Genomic DNA, 26,222 nt, shown 5'->3' with positions numbered 1-26,222 from the left:
ATGTTTAAGTTATGCACGCATGCGGGTGATGCGGATCACCCCGGTCAGGGCGCGCAGTTTCTTGATCACGCGGGCCAGGTGCACACGGTCGTGGACGCTGACCACCAACTGGACAACGCTGATGCGACCATCGCGTTCGTCCATGCTGATTTTCTCGATATTGCCGTCGGCTGCGTTGACGCTGCTGGCCAGCAGGGCGATCAGGCCGCGCTGGTGCTCCAGCTCGACGCGCAGTTCGACGTTGAATTCGCCGGTGACATCCTTGGCCCACGAGAGCTGGATGCATTTTTCCGGGTTGTGACGGATTTCGCTGATGTTGCGGCAGTTGTCCAGGTGCACGACCATGCCCTTGCCCGCCGACAGGTGACCGACAATCGGGTCGCCCGGGATCGGCGTACAGCATTTGGCATAGCTGAGAACCAGGCCTTCGGTGCCGCGAATCGCCAGCGGACCTTCCGGGCTTGGCAGTTGTTCGCCTTCGCCGAGCAGGCGGCGCGCCACGACGTAGGCCATGCGGTTGCCGAGGCCGATGTCTTCCAGCAAGTCTTCGATCAGTTCGAGGCGGTACTCGGTGAGCATCGCCTTCACACGCTCGGCCGGAATCTGTTCCAGCGCGCTGTCGAAGCCGTTGAGCACCTTGTTCAGCAGGCGTTCGCCGAGGCTGATGGATTCGGAGCGGCGTTGCAGTTTCAGCGCATGGCGGATGTGCGTCCGCGCCTTGCCGGTGACCACGAAGTTGAGCCACGCCGGGTTCGGACGTGCGCCGGGGGCGCTGACGATCTCGACCGTGGAGCCGCTTTGCAGCGGTTCGGACAGCGGTGCGAGACGACGGTTGATCCGGCAGGCGATGCAGCTGTTGCCGACGTCGGTGTGCACCGCGTAGGCGAAGTCCACAGCCGTGGAGCCTTTGGGCAGCTCCATGATCCGGCCTTTGGGCGTGAACACGTAGACCTCGTCCGGGAACAGGTCGATCTTCACGCTCTCGATGAATTCCAGCGAGTTGCCGGCGCGTTGCTGCATTTCCAGCACGCCCTTGACCCACTGACGGGCGCGGGCGTGGGTGCCTTTCGGCTGCTCGTCACCGCTGGATTTGTACAGCCAATGGGCGGCGATGCCGTTGTTGGCCATCTCTTCCATTTCACGGGTGCGGATCTGGATTTCGATCGGGACGCCGTGCATGCCGAACAGCGTGGTGTGCAGCGACTGATAGCCGTTGGCCTTGGGGATCGCGATGTAATCCTTGAAGCGCCCCGGCAACGGTTTGTACAAATTATGTACAGCACCCAGCACGCGGTAGCAGGTATCGACCTTGTCGACGATGATCCGGAACGCATAGACGTCCATGATCTCGTTGAAGGCCCGACGCTTGCCGCGCATTTTCTTGTAGATGCCGTAAAGGTGTTTCTGGCGACCGCTGACTTCACCCTGGATGCCGTCGATGGCGAGGCAGTGGCCGAGGGATTCTTCGATCTTGTTGACGATTTCCTTGCGGTTGCCCCGGGCGCGTTTGACGGCCTGGTAGATCCGCGCGGAACGCATCGGGTGCATCGCCTTGAAGCCGAGGTCTTCGAATTCGATGCGGATCGCGTGCATGCCCAGCCGGTTGGCGATGGGTGCGTAGATCTCGAGGGTTTCCTTGGCGATACGCCGGCGTTTTTCGCCGGACAGCACTTCCAGCGTGCGCATGTTGTGCAGGCGGTCGGCAAGCTTGACCAGGATCACGCGAATGTCGCGCGCCATGGCCATGGCCATCTTCTGGAAGTTTTCCGCCTGGGCTTCGGCCTTGGTCTCGAAGTTCATCTGGGTCAGTTTGCTGACCCCGTCGACCAGTTCGGCCACGGTTTCACCGAACTGCGCTTGCAGCGCTTCCTTGGCGATACCGGTGTCTTCGATCACGTCATGCAGCATCGCAGCCATCAGGCTCTGATGGTCCATGTGCATGTCGGCAAGAATATTTGCCACGGCAAGAGGATGCGTGACGTACGCCTCGCCGCTACGGCGGCGTTGGCCGTCGTGGGCTTGTTCGGCGTAGAAATACGCTCGGCGGACCAGGTTGACCTGGTCGTTGCCGAGGTAGGTCGATAAGCGATCGGCGAGGGCGTCTATGCTCGGCATGATGTCTCCTGCCGTAGGCTGTGATCCCGCGCCGTGCTACGTCGACCAGGCATAGGCTTAGACGGCCTCGTTGGACTCGTCCTCGAACGCAGCGAAGACAGGGTCTTCGTGGACGATTTCCTGCTCGGCGATGAACTCGTAGCTCATCAGGCCTTCAGCGATTTCACGCAGCGCAACTACGGTCGGTTTGTCGTTTTCCCACTGAACCAGGGGCTCTTTGCCGCCGGTGGCCAGTTGACGGGCACGCTTGGTAGAGAGCATGACCAGCTCAAAGCGGTTTTCCACGTGTTCTAGGCAGTCTTCAACGGTTACGCGGGCCATGGTATTCCTCGGAGCGAATGCAATATGCGCGCTGCCCGGTTGGGCGAGCGGACTCAACAGTTTAAAAAATCACCAGCGATTAGGGAAGCGCTGATTTTTTGACCAGACTCTTCAACGCGCTGCAAGTGCCAATGTAAAGCCCTTGCAGCGGTTTTGGGAAGTGCTGTTTCAGCCCAGCAATTCAGCCAGCAATTTGCCGAAACGCACTTGTTGGCGTTTCTGTTGCAGCTGATTGGCGCGGAAAATCGCCTTCAGATCGTCCAGCGCGTGGGCGAAATCGTCGTTGATGATCAGGTAGTCGTACTCGACGTAGTGGCTCATCTCGCTGACCGCTTCACGCATCCGGCCGTCGATGATGTCGTCGCTGTCCTGGCCACGGTTGGTCAGGCGCTGGTGCAGGGCCTGCAGCGATGGCGGCAGAATGAAGATCGAACGGGCCTGCGGCATCAGCTTGCGCACTTGCTCGGCGCCTTGCCAGTCGATTTCCAGAATCAGGTCGTGGCCTTCGTCCAGGGTCTGCTGCAGGCGGCTTTGCGAGGTGCCGTAGAAGTTGCCGAAAACTTCGGCGCGTTCCAGGAAGTCGCCGTGCTCACCCATCTTCACGAACTCTTCGCGGGTCACGAAGTGATAGTTCACGCCGTCCACTTCGCCCGGGCGCATGGCGCGGGTGGTGTGGGAAATCGAGACGCGGATTTCCGGGTTGGCGTCGGTCAGGGCCTTGACCAGACTGCTCTTGCCCGCGCCCGAGGGGGCGGAAATGATGTACAGGGTGCCGGTGCTGTGGGTCATGTCGGGGGTAGCCTTACTCAATATTCTGCACTTGTTCGCGCATCTGCTCGATCAACACCTTGAGGTTGACCGCCGCCTGGGTGCTGCGCGGGTCGAAGGCCTTGGAGCCCAGTGTGTTGGCTTCGCGGTTGAGCTCCTGCATCAGGAAGTCCAGGCGCCGGCCGGCGGCACCGCCGGACTTGAGCACCCGGCGAACTTCGATGATGTGGGTGCTCAGGCGATCCAGTTCTTCGGCCACGTCGCTCTTTTGCGCGAGCATGACCATTTCCTGTTCCAGACGCTGCGGGTCCATCTCGGCCTTCATGTCGGCGAAGCGGTCGAGGACTTTCTGGCGCTGGGTGGCGAGCATCTGCGGAACCAGTTCGCGCAGGGTCACTACATCTTCTTCGATGGAGGTCAGGCGATCGTTGATCAGGCGTGCCAGCTCCGCGCCTTCGCGCTCGCGGCCGGCCTTGAGGTCTTTCAGGCCCTGATTGAACAAGGCCAACGCCTCGGCGTTCAGCGCCTGCGGGTCGGTGGCGTCGGCGACCAGTACGCCTGGCCAGGCCAGCACTTCCAGCGGGTTCAGAGCGGCCGGGTTCTTGATCAGGCCAGCAACGGTTTCGGCAGCGGCGACCAGTTGCGCGGCGCGCTCGCGATCCACCTGCAGCGGCTTGCCGGTGCTTTCCTCGGTGAAACGCAGGGTGCATTCCAGTTTGCCGCGCGACAGGCCCTGGCGCAGGGCTTCGCGGACAGCGCCTTCGAGGTCGCGAAACGACTCCGGCAGGCGCAAGTGGGGTTCCAGGTAACGGCTGTTGACCGAGCGCAGTTCCCAGCTCAGGGTGCCCTGGACGCCGGCTTTTTCGACGCGGGCGAAGGCGGTCATGCTGTGCACCATGGGGTGACCTCGCGATACAGATCGGCGCGAATTGAAGCTCCGCAGCTCGATATCAATGAATTTAAGCCGACTGGCAGCAAAGGCGCAGGATTGTAGCGCAGTGCGGCAGATGCGCCCAAACACACGGTGTGACAAAGGGCTGCAGGCCGTCGGCGAAGCGCGTTTCAGGGCCTTCGGTCGTCGGCCGGATTTTTTAACGAGTGCCCAGGCGCGGTGCGCGGCTCTATAATGGTCCGCAGTTTTCCGTCCCCAGTACAGGTATCTCCTATGAAACGTCCTAGTGGTCGCGCTGCCGATCAGCTCCGCTCGATCCGCATTACCCGCAACTACACCAAACACGCCGAGGGATCGGTACTGGTCGAATTCGGTGATACCAAAGTCATCTGCACCGTCAGCGTCGAAAACGGCGTGCCGCGTTTTCTCAAAGGCCAGGGCCAGGGTTGGCTGACCGCCGAATACGGCATGCTGCCGCGCGCCACCGGCGAGCGTAACCAGCGTGAAGCGAGCCGTGGCAAGCAGGGCGGTCGTACCCTGGAAATCCAGCGCCTGATCGGCCGTTCCCTGCGCGCCGCGCTGGACATGTCCAAGCTGGGCGACGTCACCCTGTACGTCGACTGCGACGTGATCCAGGCTGACGGTGGCACCCGTACCGCGTCGATCACCGGCGCGATGGTTGCACTGGTCGATGCCTTGAAAGTGATCAAGAAGCGTGGCGGCCTGAAAGGCGGCGACCCGCTCAAGCAAATGATCGGTGCTGTTTCCGTGGGCATGTACCAGGGCGAGCCGGTGCTGGATCTGGACTATCTTGAAGATTCCGCTGCCGAGACCGACCTCAACGTGGTGATGACCAGCACTGGTGGCTTCATCGAAGTGCAGGGCACCGCCGAAGGCGCGCCGTTCCAGCCTGAAGAGCTGAACGCGATGCTGGAGCTGGCCAAGAAAGGCATGAACGAGATCTTCGAACTGCAAAAGGCTGCACTGGCCGACTGAGCAGGTTCGTAACCCGCAAGGAGGACGCGATGAGTGATGAGCAAGAGTTGCTGCCCAAGCCGAGCCAGGAGGTTCGTCAATGGGCCATGTTTTGTCACTTGTCCGCCTTGCTGGGGATCTGGATTCCGTTCGGCACGCTGATCGGGCCGCTGGTCCTGTGGCAGATGAAGCGCGAGACCGATCCGTTCATCGACGCTCAGGGCAAGGAAGCGTTGAATTTCCAGATCACCGTGGCGATTGCTTCGATGGTCTGCTTCGTTCTGATGCTGTTGCTTATCGGGTTCGTGCTGTTTGGCCTGCTGGCCATTGCGGCGCTGGTGCTGACGATTATCGGCGGAGTGAAAGCCAACGAAGGCTTCCCTTATCGTTATCCGTTCACCTGGCGGTTGATCAAATAACGAACGATCGCCCACAAAAAAACCGACAGTGAAGTCGGTTTTTTTGTGTCTGCGAAAGGCCGCTTAGATGGTCAGCGTCCAGTCGTAGTCGACGATCAGCGGCGCGTGCTGCGAGAACCGAGGCTGACGCGGCAGGCGTGCACTGCGCACGAAGCGCCGCAGGCCCGGAGTCAGGATCTGGTAGTCGAAGCGCCAGCCCAGATTCAGCATCTCGGCCTGTTCGTTGTCCGGCCACCAGCTGTACTGGTCACCTTCGCGGCTGACTTCGCGCAGGGCATCTACGTAGCCCATGTTGCCGACAATCTCGTCCATCCAGGCGCGTTCCGGCGCCAGGAAGCCCGGTGATTGCTGGCTGTCGCGCCAGTTCTTGATGTCGAGCTTCTGCTGCGCGACGTACAGCGAGCCACAATAAATGTACTCGCGACGTTTGCGCCGCTGTTTGTCCAGGTACTTGCCGAAGTCGTCCATGAGCTTGAACTTCTGGTTCAAGTCCTCATCGCCGTTCATCCCCGAAGGAAGCAGCAAGGTGGCAATACTGACTTTGTCGAAATCTGCTTGCAGGTAGCGCCCGTAGCGGTCGGCCGTCTCGAATCCGAGACCGCTGATGACAGCCTTCGGTTGCAACCGCGAATACAAAGCCACGCCACCTTGGGCAGGGACTTCAGCATCGCAGGCATAAAGGAAGTAGCCATCCAGTTGGAAGGCTGGGTCGTCCAGTTCAAAGGCGGAGGCACGGGTGTCCTGCAGGCAGATGACGTCGGCATTCTGTGCCTGCAGCCAACTGAGCAAACCGCGCTCGACTGCAGCCTGAATACCATTGACGTTCACACTGATGATCCGCATAAATGGCCCCAAAAATCGCGTGCGTGTATGATACACGGCGTCAAGCTAATTAGCTAAATCCGTGGTATTTGGGGTTTTTTTCATGCAAGCGTATCAGCGCGATTTCATTCGTTTTGCCATCGATCGCGGCGTTTTGCGCTTCGGTGAGTTCACCCTGAAGTCCGGGCGCACCAGTCCTTACTTCTTCAATGCCGGCCTGTTCAACTCGGGTTCCGCGCTGGCGCAGCTGGGTCGTTTCTACGCCGCAGCCATCGCCGAGAGCGGCATTCCGTTCGACGTGCTGTTCGGCCCGGCCTACAAAGGCATCCCGCTGGCGGCAACTACTGCTGTGGCGCTGGCCGAGCACCACAACCGTGACCTGCCTTGGTGCTTCAACCGCAAGGAAGCCAAGGCCCACGGCGAAGGTGGCAGCCTGGTCGGCGCGCCGTTGACCGGCGACGTGCTGATCATCGACGACGTGATCACTGCCGGCACCGCGATCCGTGAAGTGATGCAGATCATCGCTTCCCAGGACGGCGCCAAGGCTGCCGGCGTGCTGATCGCCCTGAACCGTCAGGAGCGCGGCAACGGTGAGCTGTCGGCCATTCAGGAAGTCGAACGTGATTTCGGCATTCCGGTCATCAGCATCGTGTCGCTGAACCAGGTGCTGGAATTCCTGGCAGACGACCCGCAGCTCAAGCAGCACCTGCCGGCCGTTGAAGCCTATCGCGCCCAGTTCGGCGTCTGATCGCAGCTTCAGGCAAAAAAAGACCCCGCTCAGCCAGGCTGAGCGGGGTCTTTTTATTTGCGCGAGCACTTATGGACGCTTGCGATTGCTGATCAGCGTACCCACACCGGTATCGGTGAAGATTTCCAGCAGGATCGCATTCGGAACGCGGCCGTCGATAATCAGCGAGCTGCCCACGCCGCCCTGAACCGCTTCCAGTGCACAGCGAATCTTCGGCAGCATGCCGCCGTAGATGGTGCCGTCGGCGATCAGGTCGTCGACCTGCTGGGTGCTCAGGCCGGTCAGTACGGTGCCCGACTTGTCCATCAGGCCGGCGATGTTGGTCAGCAGCATCAGCTTCTCGGCTTTCAGCGCTTCGGCAACCTTGCCAGCCACCAGGTCAGCGTTAATGTTGTACGACTCGCCGTTTTCACCCACACCGATCGGCGCGATCACCGGGATGAAGTTGCCTTTGACCAGCAGGTTCAGCAGTTCGGTGTTGATCCCGACCACTTCGCCCACATGGCCGATGTCGATGATTTCCGGTTGGGTCATCTCCGGGGTCTGGCGGGTGACGGTGAGCTTCTTCGCACGAATCAGCCCGGCGTCTTTACCGGTCAGGCCGATGGCGCTGCCGCCGTGACGGTTGATCAGGTTGACGATGCTTTTGTTGACCTGACCCCCGAGGACCATTTCCACCACATCCATGGTCGCGGCGTCGGTAACGCGCATGCCGTCGACGAAGTGGCTTTCGATCGACAGACGCTTGAGCAGATCACCGATCTGCGGGCCACCGCCGTGCACGACCACCGGGTTGATGCCCACGGCCTTCATCAGCACGATGTCGCGGGCGAAGCCGGTTTTCAGCTCCTCGCTTTCCATCGCGTTGCCGCCGTATTTGATCACCAAGGTCTTGCCGACGTATCGGCGGATGTAAGGCAGCGCTTCGGACAGGACCTTGGCAGTGTTGGCGGCAGCATCGCGTTCGAGGGTCATTCAGGGCTCCGGGTGAATCAGCAATCAGAACGGTAGTTGGAGATCAGGTGCAACGCGTTTCAGTTGGGCATGGAACACAGCCTTGATGCGCTGCAGTTCCGCCTCGTCATCGGCCTCGAAGCGCAGCACCAGCACCGGTGTGGTGTTGGACGCGCGCACCAGGCCCCAGCCTTTGGCGTAGTCGACCCGCACGCCGTCAATGGTGGTCAGGTCGGCGCCTGGGCCCCACTGGGCATCGTGCAGTGCATCAATGATGCTGAATTTGCTCTCTTCGGTCACATGGATATTGATTTCCGGCGTGGAAATATCGTTCGGGAAGGTCGCGAACAGCTCCTCGGCCGAAGATTTTTCCTTGCTGAGGATTTCCAGCAGCCGTGCGGCGCTGTAAATGCCGTCGTCGAAACCGAACCAGCGTTCCTTGAAGAAAATGTGCCCGCTCATCTCGCCGGCCAACAGTGCGCCGGACTGTTTCATTTTCTTTTTGATCAACGAGTGACCGGTCTTCCACATTAGCGGCCGACCGCCATATTCCTTGATCAGCGGGATCAGGCGGCGGGTGCATTTGACGTCGAAGATGATCTCCGCGTCCGGGTTGCGCGCCACTACGTCACGGGCGAACAGCATCAGCAGGCGATCCGGGAACACGATGGTACCGGTGTTGGTCACCACGCCGACGCGGTCGCCGTCACCGTCGAAGGCCAGGCCGATGTCGGCGTTGGTTTCCTTGACCTTGGCGATCAGGTCGACGAGGTTCTCAGGCTTGCCCGGGTCCGGGTGATGGTTCGGGAAGTTGCCGTCGACTTCGCAGAACAGCGGGATGACTTCGCAGTTCAGCGCTTCGATCAGTTGCGGGGCGATCACGCCGGCTGCGCCGTTGCCGCAGTCGACCACGACTTTCAGGCGGCGGGCCAGTTTGATGTCCTGGACGATTTCGGTGGTGTAGCGGTCGAGAATCTCGACCTGGGTCACGCTGCCCGTGCCGCTGCTCAGGTTGCCGGTCTTGATGCGCTCATGCAGGACCTGGATCTGTTCGTTGGCGAGGGTGTCGCCGGCGATCACGATCTTGAAGCCGTTGTAGTTCGACGGGTTGTGGCTGCCGGTGAGCATCACGCCGGATTTGCCGGCCAGCACGTTGGCGGCGTAGTACAGCGCAGGCGTCGGCACCAGGCCGACGTCGCTGACATGGCAGCCGCTTTCGGCGATGCCGCGGATCAGTTCGGCAACCAGTTCCGGGCCGGACAGACGGCCGTCACGACCGACGGACACGTTCGGTTCGCCCTGGGCCAGGCTTTGGGAGCCAATGGCGCGACCGATCCAGTAGGCGGTTTCGCCATTGAGGAATTCCGGCACGGTGCCGCGAATGTCATAGGCGCGGAAGATGCTGTCGGGAAGCTTCGGGGCGACTTGGGCGGGGGTGCTCATCTGCAAAAATGCTCCATCTCGAAAGTGGCTGGACACACCGACGACTATTCGACGGCAAGCTCAAACTGAAGGGTATGACGGCGGTTTTCACAGAGAGTTCGTGGTGTGAAAGGGCCATGACGCCACGTACGGCGTGGCTTTGACCTGTCAATGCCTTGATTTTCAGCGGTAAAGCTTTCAGATGAATCTGCCTATTTTTATGGCGAAGGAGCAGGCTCCCTCGCCATAAAACCAATCACTTGGTGCCGGAATGGCCGAAACCGCCAGCGCCGCGTTCGGTTTCGACGAACTCTTCAACCATTTCGAAGTGCGCCTGAACCACCGGCACCAGCACCAGCTGCGCCAGGCGCTCCCCAACCGGCATGGTGAATTCGGTCTGGCCACGGTTCCAGCAGGACACCATCAGCGGGCCCTGGTAGTCGGAGTCGATCAGGCCGACCAGATTGCCCAGCACGATGCCGTGCTTATGGCCCATGCCCGAGCGCGGCAGGATCAGCGCGGCGAGGTTCGGATCGCCGATGTAGACCGACAGACCGGTAGGGATCAGCACGGTTTCACCCGGCTTGATCACGATGTCCTCTTGCAGCATGGCGCGCAGGTCGAGGCCGGCGGAGCCCGGTGTGGCGTATTGCGGCAGCGGGAATTCGGTACCGATGCGTGGGTCGAGGATCTTGGCTTGCAAAGCGTGCATGTAAATTAAACCTGGTTCAGACGTTCGGCGATAAAAGTGACCAGTTGGCGAGCGATCTTGCTCTTGCTGGTCTGGGCGAAAACCGTGGGGTGCAGCGCACGGTCGATGACGCTGCAGGCGTTTTCTTCGCTGTTGAAACCGATGCTCGGGTTGGCGACGTCGTTGGCGACGATCAGATCGAGATTCTTGTCCTTCAGCTTGCGCGCAGCGTAGTCGAGCAGGTGTTCGGTCTCGGCGGCGAAGCCGACACTGAACGGACGGTCGGGACGGGTCGCGATGGTGGCCAGGATGTCCGGGTTGCGCACCATTTGCAGGACGAAGCCGTCGCCGCTCGTAGGGTCTTTCTTCAATTTTTGCGGGGCGACGACTTCCGGACGGTAGTCCGCCACCGCCGCCGAGGCGATAAAGATGTCGCAAGGGATCGCGGCTTCACACGCGGCGAGCATGTCGCGGGCGCTGACCACGTCGATCCGGGTGACGCGATCCGGCGTCGGCAAATGCACCGGGCCGCTGATCAGGGTCACGCGGGCGCCGGCTTCCACCGCCGCTTCGGCCAGGGCGAAGCCCATTTTTCCGGAGCTGTGGTTGGTGATGTAGCGCACCGGGTCGATGTTTTCCTGGGTTGGGCCGGCGGTGATGACCACGTGCTTGCCGGTCAGCGCCTGACGCTGGAAGCAATCCGCCGCGAGTTGAGCCAGATCGGTGGCTTCCATCATGCGGCCCATGCCGACGTCGCCGCAGGCCTGGCTGCCGGAGGCCGGGCCGAAGGTCTTCAGGCCACGGCTTTCAAGGAGTTGCAGGTTGGCCTGGGTCGCCGGGTCGCGCCACATGGCCTGGTTCATGGCCGGGGCGACGGCCACGATGGCGTCGGTGGCCAGCACCAGGGTGGTCAGCAAATCGTTGGCAATGCCTTGGGCCAGACGGGCCAGCAAGTCGGCGGTGGCCGGGGCGATCAGCACCAGATCGGCCCATTTGGCCAGTTCGATGTGGCCCATCGCCGCTTCGGCGGCCGGGTCGAGCAAGTCCAGGTGAACCGGGTGGCCGGACAACGCCTGCATGGTCAGCGGGGTGATGAATTCGCTGCCGCCACGGGTCATGACCACGCGCACTTCGGCGCCCTGATCGATCAGGCGGCGCACAAGGTCGGCGCTCTTGTAGGCAGCAATGCCGCCGCCGACGCCCAGAACGATGCGTTTCCGATACAGCCGCTGCATAGGTCTGCCTTTCATTTCGTTGGTGACATACGTGGCGAACCCCCTCCCCAGGGTGAATTCGCCCGCAAAAAAGATGGGCTACGATATCACAGCGACCGCTACGGAACAGCGGCGCCCACAGACAAGGAAGGTGTATGAGTATTCGCGATTGGCCGGCGGCGGAAAGGCCGCGGGAGAAGCTGTTGGAGCAGGGCTCGGGAAGTCTTTCCGATGCCGAGTTGCTGGCGATTTTTCTGCGCACCGGGGTATCCGGCAAAAGTGCGGTGGATCTGGCGCGACACTTGTTGAATCAGTTCGGCAGCCTGCGAGCGTTGCTGGAGGCTGACCTCGGGGCGTTCAGCGAGCAACTGGGCCTGGGCCCGGCGAAATTTGCTCAATTGCAGGCCGTGTTGGAGATGGGGCGGCGACACTTGGCCGAGCGCATGCGCCAGAAAACGGCGCTGGAAAACCCGCAGGTCGTGCGTGATTACCTCAAGGCCATGCTGCGCCACGAGCCGCACGAGGTGTTCGGTTGCCTGTTTCTGGATTCCAAACATCAGGTGCTGACCTTCGAGACGCTGTTTCGCGGCTCCATCGACAACACGGCCGTGCACCCCCGGGAAGTCGTGAAGCGTTCGCTGGCCAACAACGCGGCGGCGGTGATCCTGTGCCACAACCATCCGTCGGGGAACAGCGATCCGAGTCAGGCTGATCGATTATTGACCAAGCGTTTGCAGAAGGCTTTGGAGCTGATCGACGTGCGGGTGCTGGATCACTTCATCGTTGGCGATGGTGAACCGTTGTCGATGGCTGAGTGCGGCTGGATGTAGCTCCGAAGGGAGAATGCAAAACCCTGTGGGAGCTGGCTTGCAAGCGATGACGGCGGCACATTCAGCACAATGTTGTCTGTCAGTCCGCTATCGCTGGCAAGCCAGCTCCCACAGGTTTTGTGTTGTGGCGGATTACTTCAGGGTGACCCTGGAGTAATCCTGCCGCCCAAACGGGCTCACCGAGTAACCCTGCACGTCCTTACGCGTCAGCGCATATGCCGTCGGATGAGCCAGCGGCAGCCACAGCGCCTGCTGCTGGATCTGCGCCTGCGCCTGCTCATACAGCTTGGTGCGTACGCCTTGTTCGCTGGTGGTCTTGCCGGCGCTGATCAGCTTGTCCAGGTCGGCATTGCAGTAGCGGGCGAAGTTGGTGCCGGATTTGACCGCCGCGCAGGAAAACTGCGGCGTGAGGAAGTTGTCCGGGTCACCGTTGTCGCCGGCCCAGCCCATGAACAGCAAGTCATGTTCGCCAGCCTTGGCGCGACGGATCAGTTCGCCCCATTCGATCACGCGGATTTCCGCTTGAATGCCGATTTCTGCCAGATCCGATTGCAGGAGCTGCGCGCCGAGGCTCGGGTTCGGGTTGAGCAGGCTGCCGGACGGGCGCGTCCAGATGGTGGTCTGGAAACCGTCCTTCAATCCGGCCTTGGCCAGCAGGGCCTTGGCCTTGTTCACGTCGTGGGCGTAACCCGGCAGGTTCTTCGCGTAGCTCCAGGTGTTCGGCGGGTACGGGCCGTTGGCGGCTTCGGCGGTGTCCTCGAACACGGCTTTCAGGTAGTTGGCCTTGTCGAAGGCGAGGTTGATCGCCTGACGCACTTCCGGTTTGTCCAAGGGCGGATGCTGGCTGTTGATGCCTACGAAAGCAGTCATGAACGCGTCAGTCTTTTCGACTTTCAGCGTCGGCTCTTGCTTGGCAGCCTGTACGTCCAGTGGTTTTGGCGACAGGGCAATCTGGCACTCGTTGCGCCGCAGCTTTTGCAGCCGCACGTTGGCGTCCGGGGTGATGGCGAAGATCAGTGGGTCCACCGCAGGTTTGCCGCGGAAGTAATCCGGGTTGGCCTTGTAGCGGATCGAGGCGTCTTTCTGGAACCGGGTGAAGACGAACGGCCCGGTGCCGACCGGCTGGCTGTTGAGCTTGTCGGTGGCGCCGGCCTTCAACAGCTTGTCGGCGTATTCAGCAGAATAAATCGAGGCGAAGCCCATGCTCAGGGTCGCGAGGAACGTCGAGTCCGGATGATCGAGAGTGAAGCGCACGGTCAGCGGATCCAGTGCGTCGATCTTCTTGATCAGGCTCGGCAACTGCATCGACTGGGCGTGCGGGAAGCCGCTCTGGGCGACTTTGTGCCACGGGTTGGCCGGGTCGAGCATGCGGTCGAAACTGAATTTGACGTCTTCGGCAGTCAGCTCGCGGGTCGGCTTGAAGTAGTCGGTGGTGTGGAACTTCACCTGCGGGTGCAGCTTGAAGACGTAGGTCAGGCCGTCAGTGCTGACTTCCCAGCTGGCGGCCAGGCTCGGGACCACCTTGCCGCTGGCGGTGTCGAAGTCCACCAGGCGATTCATCAGCACGTCGGCCGATGCGTTGGTGGTGGTCAGCGAGTTGTACTGCACCACGTCGAAGCCCTCGGGGCTGGCCTCGGTGCAGACGCTCAGGGCGGCGGCCTGGGCCAGTGGACTCAGTAACAGCGGGGCGAAGAGCAGGGGGAGGGCAGCGAGGCGCATGGTCGGCTTCCTTTACAGATCGAAGGCCCATCTGCAAGTGCAGTCTGGAAAAGGCCTACCCTAGTGGTCGCGATTGCAAATGACTATCCCCTTTTTGCATTTTCGGAGCTGCGCGGCTGAGGATTTGTCGGAACAGACGGTAGGAAAAGTCTCGATTGCGGGCATGGCCGATTTTCTTCGACGAATGGTAAAAATTGCCGGCAGCCTTTGCCCAAGGCGCTTGCGGCCGGGAAAAGCGGCTTTTTAGCCATTCTTTGCGCACGGAAAGTTGTTGCTCCGTGGTCTTTCTGGTATAAAGCAGCGCTCTTTTCTAGGGGCCCGGTTCCTTCGCTTGTAGGTGTAGCCGGTAAGACCTCTAAAGAATCGCGGCGCCTGGCGCCACAATGACTAGAGATTAAGCGGCCAACCCATGCCGGGTTGGGCATGTGGTTTTAGAGGGCTGAGGCATGTCTAGAGTATGTCAAGTTACCGGTAAGGGTCCGGTGACTGGGAACAACATTTCCCACGCAAACAACAAAACCCGTCGTCGTTTCCTGCCGAACCTGCAGCATCACCGCTTCTGGGTTGAAGAAGAGAAACGTTTCGTGCGTCTGCGCGTATCTGCCAAAGGCATGCGTATCATCGACAAGCGTGGCATCACTGTCGTGCTGGCCGAACTCCGCAAAGCTGGCAAGATCTAAGGGAGCTAATCATGCGTGAATTGATTCGTTTGATTTCGAGCGCCGGTACTGGTCACTTCTACACTACCGACAAGAACAAGCGCACTACTCCGGACAAAATCGAGATCAAGAAATATGATCCGGTTGTTCGCAAGCACGTGATCTACAAGGAAGGCAAAATCAAGTAATTGATTTTTCCCGACTTACGAAAAAGGCCCGTATCTCACGATACGGGCCTTTTTTGTGCCTTCGAATATAGATTTGCCAGCCGTTTAGCCAAAGCTGAATGATTCGATATTGCCTGCCTTATTGACCCTGATGACTATACGCTCAGGATTCAACTCGCGACTCATCAGATCCCTGGGGCCAATCACTTGCATGCGGCCGGTCAACTCGGTGATGTAACGTTTGACGCTCACTACATAGCGGCTGCCTGCCAAATGTCGAATTTGTTGCAGGACCTGTTCATTGGTCATGTTCTTTAATCCTTTTGATTGAATGTCGAGTCCGTCCGGGCCATTCAGTACTCCGTCTGGGCAGGTGCCCGGTGCGGTATATATTTATGTGCAACAAGGCCCCCACATTGCTGTGCAGGCCTTGTTGCAGGGGGGGGGCTTCAACCTCTGATCATCATTTGAAGATTTCAAACCACACGATCTTGTCGTCACGAGTGACGATTTGCACGAGCTGATACTTCTTCATGGCATTGTCTACTAACCTTTGCTTTTCGACACGAAAGCCGGTCAGCTCGGCGATGTAGACTTCTACCGACTCCACGTACGGCGTGCCGATCAAGTGGTGAATTTTGTTGAAGATTTCAATGTGGATCACGCTGCATCTCCTTATGCATGATTGAGACGTCCTTATGGACGACCCGATTTTCAATCCCTCAACGCCTGGTCATGCACTACTTAGTTATTTTTTTGCTTCGAAGATCACATAGACCTTGCGACAAGCCTCCAGCACTTCCCAGGTGCCACGGAAACCGGCCGGAATCACGAAGCGGTCGCCGACACGCAGAGTCTTGGCGTTCCCATCGTTGTCACGCAATACCGAAACGCCCTGCAGGATTTCGCAGTATTCGTGCTCGGTGTAATTCACCGTCCACTGCCCGACCGCACCTTCCCACACGCCGACACCCATTTGCCCGCAAGGGCTGTCGTACTGATTGAACACCGCCTGCTCGGGATCGCCCTTGAGCACTTTGGCCGGGTCCGGGCGATAGCGTTCGGCTTCGGTTGTGGTCAGGCTGATGTCGACGACGTTCTGGATGTTCATTGTTGTTTTCTCCCGTGATGACGGCGCGGTGGCTTGAAAGGGCCAAAGTCTATGTTGATTAAATTGAACGCCGCAAGGCGCTATAACCGCCTTATGTCAAATATATTGAAACAACCCCGGCCGCTGGTTTAGGGTGGCGGATGCCTTGGGCCGAAAAGCAGGCTGGCCGGGCAGTATTCCCGAGAACGACCGCGACGATCGCGGCGCTCGTATTGAACAAGAGGAGGACACTCGAATGACCACCCTGACTCGTGCCGACTGGGAACAACGCGCCCGCGACCTGAAGATCGAAGGCCGCGCCTTCCTCAATGGCGAGTACACCGATGCCGTCTCCGGCGAGACCTTCGAGTGCATCAGCCCGGTCGATGGCCGTCTGCTGGGCAAGATTGCCAGCTGTGATGCCGAAGACGCCCACCGCGCCGTGGAAAACGCCCGCGCCACGTTCAACTCCGGCGTCTGGTCGCGCCTGGCGCCGACCAAACGCAAAGCCACCATGATCCGTTTCGCCGGCCTGCTCAAGCAGCACGCCGAAGAACTGGCCCTGCTCGAAACCCTCGACATGGGCAAACCGATCAGCGATTCGCTGTACATCGACGTGCCGGGTGCCGCGCAAGCGCTGAGCTGGAGCGGTGAGGCGATCGACAAGATCTACGACGAAGTTGCCGCCACCCCGCACGATCAACTGGGTCTGGTAACCCGTGAGCCGGTTGGCGTGGTCGGGGCCATCGTGCCGTGGAACTTCCCGCTGATGATGGCCTGTTGGAAACTCGGGCCGGCGTTGTCGACCGGTAACTCGGTGATCCTCAAACCGTCGGAAAAATCCCCGCTGACCGCCATCCGCATCGCCGAACTGGCAGTCGAGGCCGGCATTCCGAAGGGCGTGCTGAACGTGCTGCCGGGTTACGGTCACACCGTCGGCAAGGCGCTCGCGCTGCATAACGACGTCGATACCCTGGTGTTCACCGGCTCCACCAAGATCGCCAAGCAGCTGATGATCTACTCCGGCGAATCGAACATGAAGCGCGTCTGGCTGGAAGCCGGCGGCAAGAGCCCGAACATCGTGTTTGCCGATGCGCCGGATCTGCAAGCCGCTGCCGAATCCGCCGCCAGCGCCATCGCCTTCAACCAGGGCGAAGTCTGCACCGCCGGTTCCCGTCTGCTGGTCGAGCGTTCGATCAAGGACAAATTCCTGCCGATGGTGATCGAGGCGCTGAAAACCTGGAAACCGGGTAATCCGCTGGATCCGGCCACCAACGTTGGTGCGCTGGTCGACACCCAGCAGATGAATACCGTGCTGTCCTACATCGAGTCGGGCCACACCGACGGCGCCAAACTGGTGGCCGGCGGCAAGCGCATTCTTCAGGAAACCGGTGGTACTTATGTCGAGCCGACGATTTTCGACGGCGTGAGCAACGCGATGAAGATTGCCCAGGAAGAGATCTTCGGCCCGGTGCTGTCGGTTATCGCCTTCGATACCGCCGAGGAAGCGATCAGCATCGCCAACGACACGCCTTACGGCCTGGCGGCGGCAGTCTGGACTCGGGACATTTCCAAGGCGCACCTGACCGCCAAGGCACTGCGGGCCGGCAGCGTGTGGGTCAATCAGTACGATGGCGGCGACATGACCGCACCGTTTGGCGGCTTCAAGCAGTCGGGCAACGGCCGCGACAAGTCGCTGCACGCGTTCGACAAATACACCGAGCTGAAGGCGACCTGGATCAAGCTGTAAACCGTTGACGGGAGCCTGAGTGAATCAGGCTCCCGAATCGAACAGAGATCCCTGTGGGAGCGAGCCTGCTCGCGATAGCGGTGTGACAGTCGACATCAATGTTGAATGTGACACCGCTATCGCGAGCAGGCTCGCTCCCACATTGGTTTTGTGTGAATAAAAATTATCCACAGGAGCGTGGACCATGCGTTGGGCGACGTATTTCGCCGTGTTGGCGTCTGTCTTGAGTGTTGGCCTGGCCCTTGGTGTCAGCATGCCGCTGGTGTCGTTGCGCCTGGAGGGCTGGGGTTACGGCTCGTTCGCCATCGGCGTGATGGCGGCGATGCCGGCCATTGGCGTGTTGCTGGGGGCGAAGGTTTCCAGTCATCTGGCCGCGCGCTTCGGCACGGCTAACCTGATGCGCCTGTGCCTGTGGGCCGGGGCGCTGTCCATCGGCCTGCTGGCGCTGCTGCCGAGTTACCCGATCTGGCTGGTGTTGCGGCTGATGATCGGCGTGGCTCTGACCATCGTCTTCATCCTTGGCGAGAGCTGGATCAATCAGCTGGTGGTCGAGCAGTGGCGTGGACGACTGGTGGCGCTGTACGGCAGTAGTTACGCGTTGAGCCAACTGTCCGGTCCGTTGCTGTTGGGCGCGCTGGGCACTGATCACGATTATGGTTTCTGGGTCGGTGTTGGCCTGTTGATCGTATCGCCGCTTCTGCTGCTGGGCCGCAGCGGTGCGCCGAGCAGCGAGGCCAGCAGCGTGACCTTCGGCGATCTGTGGGGCTTCGCTCGCGAACTGCCGGCCATCGCCTGGGCGGTGTCTTTGTTCGCCGCATTCGAAGCGATGATCCTGACGCTGTTGCCGGTGTATTGCCTGCAACAGGGGTTCACCGCAGAGATTGCGCTGGCGATGGTCAGCACCGTGGTGGTGGGCGATGCGCTGCTGCAATTGCCCATCGGTGCATTGGCCGACTACCTGTCGCGACGGACCCTGTTCACCAGCTGCGCCGTGGTGCTGATGCTGTCGAGCCTGGCGATCCCGATGCTGCTCGACACCTTGCTGATCTGGCCGCTGTGGGTGCTGTTCGGCGCCAGTGCCGGTGGTCTGTTCACGCTTTCGCTGATTCTGATTGGCGAGCGTTACCGCGACGATGCGCTGGTGCGCGCCAATGCGCATGTCGCGCAGCTGTGGGGTGTCGGTTGTCTGATCGGCCCGTTGATGGCGGGCGCGGGCAGCCAGTGGATCAGCGGACATGCGTTGCCGTGGCTGATGGCGGCCGGCGCGTTCGGGCTGGTGATTCTGCTGTCGCGACAAGGGGCGTTCGGCAAGGTGCCGGAGCCCGCTTGATGAGGCGGCTGGAGCGGGTTGCTACAGCATCCGCTCCAGTCCCACCGTGGTGCTGAACCACGCATTGAAGCGCCGCCACCAGTTGCCGGGCTCCTTGGTCAGCGTGTGCATCTGGCCATTGTCCTCGGTGACCCACACCACTTTTCCGTCCTGCAGTTTCGCTTCGTAGCTGAGCGCCGGCGCCATGCCCTGCAAGGCCAGTTCGCGCACGTGCGCCGCCAGTTCGGGGCTGTCTACCAGCACCCCGACTTCGGTGTTCCACAGCACCGAGCGCGGGTCGAAATTGAACGAGCCGATGAACGATTTTTTGCCGTCGAAGATCATCGCCTTGCTGTGCAGGCTCGAATCCGAGCCGCGATAGGACTTGCTGTAAAACAGGTGCGGGCCGCTGCCGTCGTTATCCCCAGGCTGGCGCCGCAGCTCAAACAGCTTCACGCCATGTTCCAGCAACGCCTTGCGATACGGCGCATAACCGCCGTGCACCGCCGGCACGTCGGTGGCTTCCAGCGAGTTGGTCAGCAGGCTTACCGACACGCCCGCATCGGCGCGGCCGGTCAGGTAGACCAGCCCCGGTTGTCCCGGCACGAAGTAGGCAGAAATCATCACCAGTTCTTTGCTGACACCGGTGAGCTCCGGCGCCAGTTGTGTGGTCAGCAGCAGCTGCGAATCGGGCTCGCCCTTGGCCAGCACCTTGCTCGGCGCATCCCACAACGCCTGATTCCAGGCCCAGATCAGCTCCCGGCGCCAGACGTCCATGCGCGGAGCGGTGCGGTAAGTCATCAACTGCTGATACAGCGCGTGATTCTGTTTGCGGGTCTCTTCCAGGGATTCTTCCAGGCGCGTGCGGGTGTTCTGCAGGTCTTTGGCCGTGGGTTTGCTGGAGAGGAATTCGTCGATCGGCTTGCTCAGGGCACTGTTCCAGTACTGGTCGAAACTGTGCCCGAGCTGTTCGGCGACCGGCCCGACACTGAGCATGTCGATGTCGGTGAAGTTCAGGTTGGGCTCGGCATCGAAGTATTCATCGCCCAGATTGCGCCCGCCGACGATGGCCACACTGTTGTCCGCCAGCCACAACTTGTTGTGCATGCGCCGATGTTGCAGCGACAGGTTGAACAGCCGCCCGGCCGCACGGGTCACGCCGGTGCTGCGCCCCAGGTGCAGCGGATTGAACAGACGGATCTGGATCTGTGGATGCGCCGCCAGTGTGGCGATGATGAGGTCGAGACCGTCGCTGGTGGTGTCGTCCAGCAGGATCCGCACCCGCACGCCACGGTCGGCAGCCTTCAACAATTCTTCCACCAGCATTCGGGTGCTGATGCCGTCATGGACGATGTAGTACTGCAAGTCGAGACTGCTTTGGGCGTTGCGGATCAGCTCGGCGCGGGCGGTAAAGGCTTCGGTACTGTTGGACAGCAGGCGAAAGCCGGACTGGCCCTTGTAGGGCGCCGCCTGGGCCTGGATGGAACGGCCGAATGCCGATCCGTTGGCTGGCAGGGTCTGGCTGGGTTCTCGTGGAACATCCAGTGAGGCGCACCCGGCGAGCAGCAGGACGAACATCAGTGCAAATGGCAGGGAATGTCTTGAGCTCAAGTCGGATCGTTCCGGGTGTGGGCGAGGTCAGGAGTATGGCACGGCGTACGCAGCGTGTTATCCGTTCGACGGTCAGTCAATCCGAGCCCTGGACCAGAGCGGCTTGTAGCTTATGACTGTCGGGCAAGCGAGAGTTCTTAAACGAATTGACGATTTTTCCGGCTCACATCAGCTACGCCTTGCAGCGATTTTTCCCGTGCGAATCGCGCCGTCGCCTTACATCGCTGCCGGGAAACAATTGGAATAATGACAACGCTGATTTTGAGGCAGGAAGTTTCCTGTTTTACAGCAGAAGAAGCGCAGCTGGCTGTCATCTTTCGATTCTTATGGAGTGAGAATTTTCATGCGCAAGACCTTTCGTGCAATTGCTGTCGCAAGCGCCCTGTCACCGGCCTGGGTCATGGCCGACAGCGCGGATCTGACGATCACGGGCACCATTGTTCCGACCTCCTGTACACCGGCCTTCGCCGGCGGCAATACCGTTGATCTGGGAGACATTTCCGCCGGTTCGCTGAACCGGGATCGCCAGACCGAACTGCAGAACCGCAACATCACGCTGAGCGTCAGTTGCTCCGCAGCCGCCCCCATGGCGATCAAAGTGCATGACAATCAGTCTCATACGCAGCGGCCCGGGATTGTCATCGATGGCTACGACTGGGCCATGTACATTTACGGGATCGGTGAAGTGGCCGGGGCGAAGATCGGTGGCTACGGCCTGCGGTTCGGCACACCCACCGTCGACGGTCAGCCGTCGATGGTCATGTACAAGCAGGGCGACATGGCCAACTGGGACTCTCCCGAAACGGCAACGCTGGTCGGGAAAAACGCCGAAGGCGGCAACCTTCGGTACTCGTGGGGTGCTTCGCTGGCGGCAGGTCCGACGCCGGGCATTGTCCACACGTTCCCCATGACCCTGGTTCCCGTCATCGGCCCGTCGTCGAGCCTGCCGATCACCTCCGAGTTCGCACTCAACGGGTCGGCTACGTTCGAGTTGCTTTACCTCTGAGGGAATGCGGGTGGTTGTGCCGGGTTTGAGGCGCAACAGGGTTTTGCAGTGACTGCCGACAGGCTCGGCCTTTGTGTGGCCTGTCATTTCCTATCAACCTGATCGGCTGGCTCGTGGCCTGGCGGTGCTGCCGGCTGCGCGCTTGTCTGTGGACAACGACATGAACGGCTTCATGCGCAGCGCCATCATGAGTGTGCTGTTGGTGGTTTTATGGGAGCCCGGCCAGCTCCGGGCGGCGGGGATGGTTCCCGAAACGCCGGTATTGGTGCTCGACGAAGGACTGGGCGAGGCGGGGATCAATGTGTTCAACAGCGAGCCCCATCCGGCGCTGTTGCACACCTCTGTCGAGGACGTGCCGCAAGACACCGAACCCTTGCTTCTTCTGACGCCGCCGGTCGCCCGGGTCGAGCCCGGGGCCACACAGCGCGTGCGATTCATTTTGCGCAGCGCCGCACCGCTGAAGACCGAGCGTCTCAAGCGGGTGGTGTTCGAAGGCATCGCGCCGCAGGATGCGACGGGCAAGGCGCAGGTCAACCTGAGCGTGCGCCAGAACATCCCGGCGATCCTGCGTCCGGCGAAATTGCCGATCGACCGTGAGCCCTGGAAGCATTTGGTCTGGCTACGACAAGGCTCCGAGATAAAGGTCCGCAATCCAAGCCCGTATGTGGTGCGGCTGGGTCATTCGGTGATGTTGTTGCCTGGTGGCAAAGAGATGGATCTGGGGCGTACCTATGTGTTGCCTGGCGAGCAGCTGACCCTGAGCGGGACGGCTGAATCGAGCCGTTCACAGCTCCAGGTGCGACTGTTTCCAGTCACTACGTACGGTTTCGCCATTGCGCATTTCGACGCTCCGTTGGTGGCGGATTGATGCAGCGACATTGTCTGGCCGGCGCGGCGCTGATGATCATTCTGAGTGCCGCTCCGATCGCCAGAAGCACCGAGCGTGTATCCGTGCAGTTCAATCAGGATGTCCTGAAATCCCGCGGGTTGGACCCGCGTCTGGCCGAGTACTTCAGCCAGGCGCCGCGCTTTCGCGAGGGCGAGCAGGCGGTAGCCCTGTCGGTCAACGGCGTTCCCAAGGGGCGGGTGCAGGTCGTATTCGATGCCGAAGGCGAGTTGTGTTTCACGCCGTCACTGCTGGAAAGGGGCGGCATCAGAGCCACCACTCGAATCGAGTCGGCGGGTGGACCGGGATGTGTGCCGTTCGGTCAGTACGTTCCTGACGCGGTAGTGCAAACCGATCCCTCGCAGGGGCATGTCGCACTGCTGGTGCCCACCGATGCGCTGATGCCAGATCGCCCGGTTCGCCGCAGTTTCCTCAACGGGGGCGCGGCAGGCCTGTTCAACTACGACGCCTTGCTGCTTGGCAGTCGGTTCGCCGGCCAGTCCTCGCAGTTCCGCAATCTGAATACCGAGCTTGGGCTGAATGCTGCGGATTGGTCGTTTCGCAGTCGTCAGGTGTACAGCGATTTCGCCGGTCAGGATCGCCTCGAGCACCTGTATGCCTATGCCTCGCACACCTCGGAGCGCTATCGGGTCAACCTGCAATTGGGTCAGTTGAACATGGCTTCCCCGTTGTTTTCCGGCGAGGCCTTCAACGGCTTTCAGGTGCAGCCGGAACTGGCCCTGATGGCGCTGGACGATGACAGCTCCGGTGCGCGGGTAGAAGGGATTGCCTATTCCGCCGCCCGAATCGAAGTTACGCAGAACGGTGCGCTGATCTACACCACGGTGGTGCCCGGCGGCCCGTTCACCCTGGTCGGTTTGCCGTTGCTCAGTCAGAGCGTGGATCTGGAAGTGACGGTGCATGAAGAGGACGGGCAGCAGCGGCGCTTCATTGTGCCGGCGACGCAGTTGCGAGGCGCAATGACGGGGCGGGCGGCCGGTTATGGGCTGGCGGTCGGCCAAGTGCGACGCTATGCCGATGATGATCGTGATGCGCCGTCCTTCGCGGCTGCCAGCAAGGACTGGCGGCTGGGCCAGCGTGGGCAGGTCACGGCCGGCGCCATGCTCGGTACAGGTTATGAGTCGGTGGGCTGGGCGATGCAGGGCAGCGTCGGCAATCGACTGGTACTGGGGGGCCGGCAGTTGGTTTCCCGGGCGCAGGATCAGGCTGCATCCGGCACTCAGTTGCAATGGACGGCCAGCGGTCCTCTGAGTGAAAGGCTGTCGGCGAGTGTTGCGCTGACCCGGCAGACTCAGGGGTTTCGCACACTCTCGGATACCACCTGGGACTCGCACAATGATCAGCCGTTTCAGCGAATGCGCAATCAACTGACGGCGAATCTCAGCACCAGCAGCCCGCTGTTCGGTGGTTTTTCCGCCAGCTATTCGCGGTTCTCCCTGTTTGACGGGACGGCCACTTCAAGAGTCGCCCTGGCCTGGTCGCAGAGCATTCGGCGAGCCAGTGTGACATTTACGGTTGAGCGCGATGTCGCGGGGGATTCGAACGATGCTCGCGGTACGGCAGCCTATCTGAGTGTCAGTCTGCCGTTAGGTGTCCGGCAGACGTTGCGCAGCTATGTGCGCAACGACGACGCGGGCGGCACTCGCAGCGGCCTGCGATTCAATGAACAACTGAGCGACACCCTGGCTTACAGCATCGGCGCCGAGCGACCGGATGAAGGTGGCGCCGGATTCAACGGGCGGGTCAATCTGTTGCCCCGCTACAGTCAGATGGACATGGGCTATTCGCGCAGCGGAGCCGGTAACCAGAACTATGACATCGGTCTGCGCGGCGGTGCGTTACTGCATGGTGAAGGCGTGACCCTGTCGCCTTATCCGCTGCGCGAAACCTTCGCCTTGCTCAAGGCCGGCGACAGTGCGGGAGTCAAGCTCAACACCCCGCGCGGCCCGGTCTGGACCGATTATGCCGGGCACGCCGTGGCGGCGAGTCTGCCGGCGTACAGCAAGGGACGGGTCGAACTCGACACGGCCAGCCTGGGGCGCAATGTCGATGTGCACAACGCTTACCAGGAAGTCGAAGCCGGGCGTGGTGCGGTAGCGCACCTTGCATTCGAGATGGTCACTGCGCGGCGCCTGCTGTTACAGGCGCGCACCGCCGACAACGTGCTTCTGAGCAAGGGTGGAGCGGTTTTCGACGCGCAGGGACAGTACATCACTAACGTGCTGGAAGCCGGCACGATCTTTTTGCCCGATGTCCTGCCCGACACGATTTTGCATGTGGTGCTGCCCGATGGCAGTCGCTGCCGGTTGATCTACAGCATCGACGAACAACCCGACACGCAGTCGCTGTACGAAACGGCACAAGCCACCTGCCAAGCGGTTTAAGGAGTCAGTCACCATGCAGCATTTGAAAACCGGCATGATCGGTCTGGCATTGCTCAGTACCGCATTTATTGCCGATCAGGCACAGGCGCAGTCGGACTGTGCAGTCAGGCTGGGGCAGCCTTCCGTCGATTTTGGAGCGATGACGCGCGGTCAGTTGCTGCAACAGCCCATAGAGTATGACCAGTTGAGTTTCGGGCGCCGACGGGTACAGATCACCGTTCAGTGTGAACGGACAGGACCGTTGCGACTTGACCTGGTCGCGCCAGCAGCGGACGCCGTCGACTATCGCTTTGGCGCCGGGGTATTGAGGGTTCAAGTGGTGGCTGTCCGGGTGGATGGCAAGGCTGTGCAGTGGCTCGGTTTTGAACCGGGTGCGGCATCCGGTGCGGCTGTCTGGCCCGCCGGGCAAAGCCTGATTCCGGCGCGAGCGGGCGTTGCACTGGAAGGTCAGCGCATGGACGTCGAAGTGGAGCTTGAAGGGCGGGTAGGGTCAGCGCAGACCCGAGTTGCCGATCTGACCCGCTTCGGGATCGATCTGCGCTTTCAGGCGTACTGAATCTCGGACCCCGGAAACAGGGCGGTTCAAAGCATCGGGCCACGGCAGCGTAGGATCCCGCCACCAAGCTCAAATTACCTATTGAACCAGTCGTGATTTCGCTGTTTAAGCGCTCCCGTTTCCTACAGATTTATCTCTCATAAGCCGCAATCATCAGCCCGCTTACTTACATACCAGGTTTGTAGGGAGTGGACAGTCATTTAATGGAAGATTACGGCTTATGAAAAAGACATCCCGTCTTGCGGTACTGGCTGCAGCGTTGCTGCCAGCATGGGCAATGGCAGAAAGCGTTGACCTGAATGTCATCGGTACCATTATTCCGACCTCCTGCATTCCGGCCTTTGCCGGTGGCGGCACGGTGGATCTGCGCAAGATTTCGGCGGCGACGTTGAATCCGACCACTCAGACCCTGTTGGCCGGTCGCGATGTGTCCCTGCACATCAATTGCGATGCACCGGCCCCCGTGGAAGTGTCGGTGCGTGACAACCGGGCCGGCACCAAATTGCCCGGCATCAGTGATGGTGCCGGTCAGAGTGATCCGGCACTGTTTTTCGGGCTGGGCGAAATCAACGGTACGCCTATTGGTGGTTTCGCCTTGCGCCATGGCATTCCGGAGACCGACGGCAATGCCCAGACGCTGCTGACCCGGACGCTGGCGGCCCCGGCATGGCGTGTGCCGACCAGCACACTGGTCAGCAATGCGCCGCAACTGTACTCGTGGGGCGACAATGCCGCGGCCGGTCCGGTTGCGGCTCGTCATCACGGTTTCCCGATGCACCTGCTGCCGATCATCGGCCCAAGCAACGCCCTGCCGATTGCCAACGAAATCCCGCTGGACGGCTCCGTGACGTTCGACATGTTCTACCTCTGATGACAGCGTCCCGGTGTCTCTC

At 60.8% G+C, this 26,222-nt stretch carries 26 protein-coding genes and 1 pseudogene; 13 read left to right on the top strand and 14 right to left on the bottom strand.

All coding sequences use genetic code 11. The features are described from left to right. Window positions 1-9 precede the first annotated feature (9 nt). The 4 genes from spoT to ACEN93_RS16080 form a co-directional block, all read right to left on the bottom strand. Entirely contained in the window at window positions 10-2,115 is a 2,106-nt protein-coding gene (spoT, locus tag ACEN93_RS16095) for a bifunctional GTP diphosphokinase/guanosine-3',5'-bis pyrophosphate 3'-pyrophosphohydrolase (RefSeq protein ID WP_007954439.1), read from the bottom strand. A 57-nt stretch (window positions 2,116-2,172) separates the two neighbouring features. Beyond that, on the bottom strand, window positions 2,173-2,436 hold the full coding sequence (rpoZ, locus tag ACEN93_RS16090) for a DNA-directed RNA polymerase subunit omega (RefSeq protein WP_003229503.1): 264 nt from the start codon (window positions 2,434-2,436) through the stop codon (window positions 2,173-2,175). Window positions 2,437-2,604: 168 nt separating this feature from the next. Beyond that, on the bottom strand, window positions 2,605-3,225 hold the full coding sequence (gene gmk / locus ACEN93_RS16085; protein WP_236187573.1) for a guanylate kinase: 621 nt from the start codon (window positions 3,223-3,225) through the stop codon (window positions 2,605-2,607). Window positions 3,226-3,238: 13 nt separating this feature from the next. Next, the gene (locus tag ACEN93_RS16080) at window positions 3,239-4,102 is read right to left on the bottom strand and encodes a YicC/YloC family endoribonuclease (protein WP_007954440.1); all 864 of its coding nucleotides are present in this window, start codon (window positions 4,100-4,102) and stop codon (window positions 3,239-3,241) included. Window positions 4,103-4,369: 267 nt separating this feature from the next. On the opposite strand from ACEN93_RS16080, the gene rph reads away from it, so the two are divergent. Then, window positions 4,370-5,092, top strand: a complete 723-nt coding sequence (rph, locus tag ACEN93_RS16075; protein ID WP_003229494.1) for a ribonuclease PH — start codon at window positions 4,370-4,372, stop codon at window positions 5,090-5,092. Window positions 5,093-5,121: 29 nt separating this feature from the next. After that, window positions 5,122-5,490, top strand: coding sequence for a DUF4870 domain-containing protein (locus tag ACEN93_RS16070; RefSeq protein ID WP_039765199.1), 369 nt, complete (start codon window positions 5,122-5,124; stop codon window positions 5,488-5,490). Between the two features lie 63 nt (window positions 5,491-5,553). On the opposite strand, the gene crc is transcribed toward ACEN93_RS16070, so the two are convergent. Continuing rightward, complete coding sequence (gene crc / locus ACEN93_RS16065) at window positions 5,554-6,333, bottom strand: catabolite repression control protein Crc (protein WP_007920349.1); 780 nt, start codon at window positions 6,331-6,333, stop codon at window positions 5,554-5,556. An 82-nt stretch (window positions 6,334-6,415) separates the two neighbouring features. On the opposite strand from crc, the gene pyrE reads away from it, so the two are divergent. Further along, the gene (gene pyrE, locus ACEN93_RS16060; RefSeq protein WP_011336558.1) at window positions 6,416-7,060 is read left to right on the top strand and encodes an orotate phosphoribosyltransferase; all 645 of its coding nucleotides are present in this window, start codon (window positions 6,416-6,418) and stop codon (window positions 7,058-7,060) included. A 69-nt stretch (window positions 7,061-7,129) separates the two neighbouring features. On the opposite strand, the gene argB is transcribed toward pyrE, so the two are convergent. From argB to coaBC, 4 genes and pseudogenes are all read right to left on the bottom strand, one after another. Continuing rightward, window positions 7,130-8,035 (bottom strand): acetylglutamate kinase, encoded by a 906-nt coding sequence (argB, locus tag ACEN93_RS16055; RefSeq protein ID WP_007954443.1) that lies wholly within the window; start codon window positions 8,033-8,035, stop codon window positions 7,130-7,132. Between the two features lie 24 nt (window positions 8,036-8,059). Then, a pseudogene (locus ACEN93_RS16050) lies at window positions 8,060-9,436 on the bottom strand (phosphomannomutase/phosphoglucomutase); the annotation flags it as partial. A 256-nt stretch (window positions 9,437-9,692) separates the two neighbouring features. Beyond that, window positions 9,693-10,148, bottom strand: a complete 456-nt coding sequence (gene dut / locus ACEN93_RS16045; RefSeq protein ID WP_007954445.1) for a dUTP diphosphatase — start codon at window positions 10,146-10,148, stop codon at window positions 9,693-9,695. Window positions 10,149-10,153: 5 nt separating this feature from the next. Then, entirely contained in the window at window positions 10,154-11,362 is a 1,209-nt protein-coding gene (gene coaBC, locus ACEN93_RS16040) for a bifunctional phosphopantothenoylcysteine decarboxylase/phosphopantothenate--cysteine ligase CoaBC (protein WP_134023013.1), read from the bottom strand. A gap of 134 nt (window positions 11,363-11,496) precedes the next feature. On the opposite strand from coaBC, the gene radC reads away from it, so the two are divergent. After that, the gene (radC, locus tag ACEN93_RS16035) at window positions 11,497-12,171 is read left to right on the top strand and encodes a RadC family protein (protein ID WP_039765208.1); all 675 of its coding nucleotides are present in this window, start codon (window positions 11,497-11,499) and stop codon (window positions 12,169-12,171) included. 132 nt (window positions 12,172-12,303) lie between these two features. On the opposite strand, the gene ACEN93_RS16030 is transcribed toward radC, so the two are convergent. Continuing rightward, on the bottom strand, window positions 12,304-13,890 hold the full coding sequence (locus ACEN93_RS16030; protein WP_103385867.1) for an ABC transporter substrate-binding protein: 1,587 nt from the start codon (window positions 13,888-13,890) through the stop codon (window positions 12,304-12,306). 446 nt (window positions 13,891-14,336) lie between these two features. Here ACEN93_RS16030 and rpmB point away from each other — a divergent pair, with 446 nt between their 5' ends. Both rpmB and rpmG read left to right on the top strand, forming a co-directional pair. Then, window positions 14,337-14,570 carry a 50S ribosomal protein L28 gene (gene rpmB, locus ACEN93_RS16025; RefSeq protein ID WP_039765213.1) on the top strand — a complete coding sequence of 78 codons (234 nt, stop codon included), beginning with the start codon at window positions 14,337-14,339 and terminating at the stop codon, window positions 14,568-14,570. 11 nt (window positions 14,571-14,581) lie between these two features. Then, window positions 14,582-14,737 (top strand): 50S ribosomal protein L33, encoded by a 156-nt coding sequence (gene rpmG / locus ACEN93_RS16020; protein WP_003177274.1) that lies wholly within the window; start codon window positions 14,582-14,584, stop codon window positions 14,735-14,737. Between the two features lie 84 nt (window positions 14,738-14,821). Here the strand turns inward: rpmG and ACEN93_RS16015 are convergent, their stop codons facing one another. The 3 genes from ACEN93_RS16015 to ACEN93_RS16005 form a co-directional block, all read right to left on the bottom strand. After that, entirely contained in the window at window positions 14,822-15,025 is a 204-nt protein-coding gene (locus ACEN93_RS16015) for an I78 family peptidase inhibitor (RefSeq protein WP_039765218.1), read from the bottom strand. A 154-nt stretch (window positions 15,026-15,179) separates the two neighbouring features. Then, on the bottom strand, window positions 15,180-15,380 hold the full coding sequence (locus ACEN93_RS16010) for a hypothetical protein (RefSeq protein WP_039765219.1): 201 nt from the start codon (window positions 15,378-15,380) through the stop codon (window positions 15,180-15,182). A gap of 84 nt (window positions 15,381-15,464) precedes the next feature. Beyond that, window positions 15,465-15,827, bottom strand: coding sequence for a cupin domain-containing protein (locus ACEN93_RS16005; protein ID WP_039765221.1), 363 nt, complete (start codon window positions 15,825-15,827; stop codon window positions 15,465-15,467). A 235-nt stretch (window positions 15,828-16,062) separates the two neighbouring features. Between ACEN93_RS16005 and ACEN93_RS16000 the strand changes: the two genes are divergently transcribed. Both ACEN93_RS16000 and ACEN93_RS15995 read left to right on the top strand, forming a co-directional pair. Next, window positions 16,063-17,556, top strand: a complete 1,494-nt coding sequence (locus ACEN93_RS16000; RefSeq protein ID WP_414882427.1) for an aldehyde dehydrogenase — start codon at window positions 16,063-16,065, stop codon at window positions 17,554-17,556. Window positions 17,557-17,740: 184 nt separating this feature from the next. After that, on the top strand, window positions 17,741-18,886 hold the full coding sequence (locus ACEN93_RS15995; protein WP_495610258.1) for an MFS transporter: 1,146 nt from the start codon (window positions 17,741-17,743) through the stop codon (window positions 18,884-18,886). A 21-nt stretch (window positions 18,887-18,907) separates the two neighbouring features. Here ACEN93_RS15995 and ACEN93_RS15990 read toward each other — a convergent pair whose 3' ends face one another. Beyond that, window positions 18,908-20,443 (bottom strand): phospholipase D family protein, encoded by a 1,536-nt coding sequence (locus ACEN93_RS15990; protein ID WP_092163873.1) that lies wholly within the window; start codon window positions 20,441-20,443, stop codon window positions 18,908-18,910. 376 nt (window positions 20,444-20,819) lie between these two features. On the opposite strand from ACEN93_RS15990, the gene ACEN93_RS15985 reads away from it, so the two are divergent. The 5 genes from ACEN93_RS15985 (at window position 20,820) to ACEN93_RS15965 (ending at window position 26,200) form a co-directional block, all read left to right on the top strand. Continuing rightward, window positions 20,820-21,482 carry a DUF1120 domain-containing protein gene (locus tag ACEN93_RS15985; RefSeq protein WP_039765227.1) on the top strand — a complete coding sequence of 221 codons (663 nt, stop codon included), beginning with the start codon at window positions 20,820-20,822 and terminating at the stop codon, window positions 21,480-21,482. A 73-nt stretch (window positions 21,483-21,555) separates the two neighbouring features. Next, window positions 21,556-22,350 carry a fimbria/pilus chaperone family protein gene (locus ACEN93_RS15980; protein WP_235375860.1) on the top strand — a complete coding sequence of 265 codons (795 nt, stop codon included), beginning with the start codon at window positions 21,556-21,558 and terminating at the stop codon, window positions 22,348-22,350. Next, complete coding sequence (locus tag ACEN93_RS15975; protein WP_495610257.1) at window positions 22,350-24,773, top strand: fimbria/pilus outer membrane usher protein; 2,424 nt, start codon at window positions 22,350-22,352, stop codon at window positions 24,771-24,773. The genes ACEN93_RS15980 and ACEN93_RS15975 overlap by 1 nt, the downstream gene beginning before the upstream one ends. A gap of 13 nt (window positions 24,774-24,786) precedes the next feature. Beyond that, the gene (locus tag ACEN93_RS15970; RefSeq protein WP_495610256.1) at window positions 24,787-25,329 is read left to right on the top strand and encodes a DUF1120 domain-containing protein; all 543 of its coding nucleotides are present in this window, start codon (window positions 24,787-24,789) and stop codon (window positions 25,327-25,329) included. 220 nt (window positions 25,330-25,549) lie between these two features. Further along, complete coding sequence (locus ACEN93_RS15965; RefSeq protein WP_039765232.1) at window positions 25,550-26,200, top strand: DUF1120 domain-containing protein; 651 nt, start codon at window positions 25,550-25,552, stop codon at window positions 26,198-26,200. The last annotated feature ends 22 nt before the right edge of the window (window positions 26,201-26,222 follow it).

The sequence above is a fragment of the Pseudomonas sp. Pseusp21 genome (genome assembly GCF_059492145.1).
This window is presented reverse-complemented; position numbering and strand designations above follow the sequence as displayed.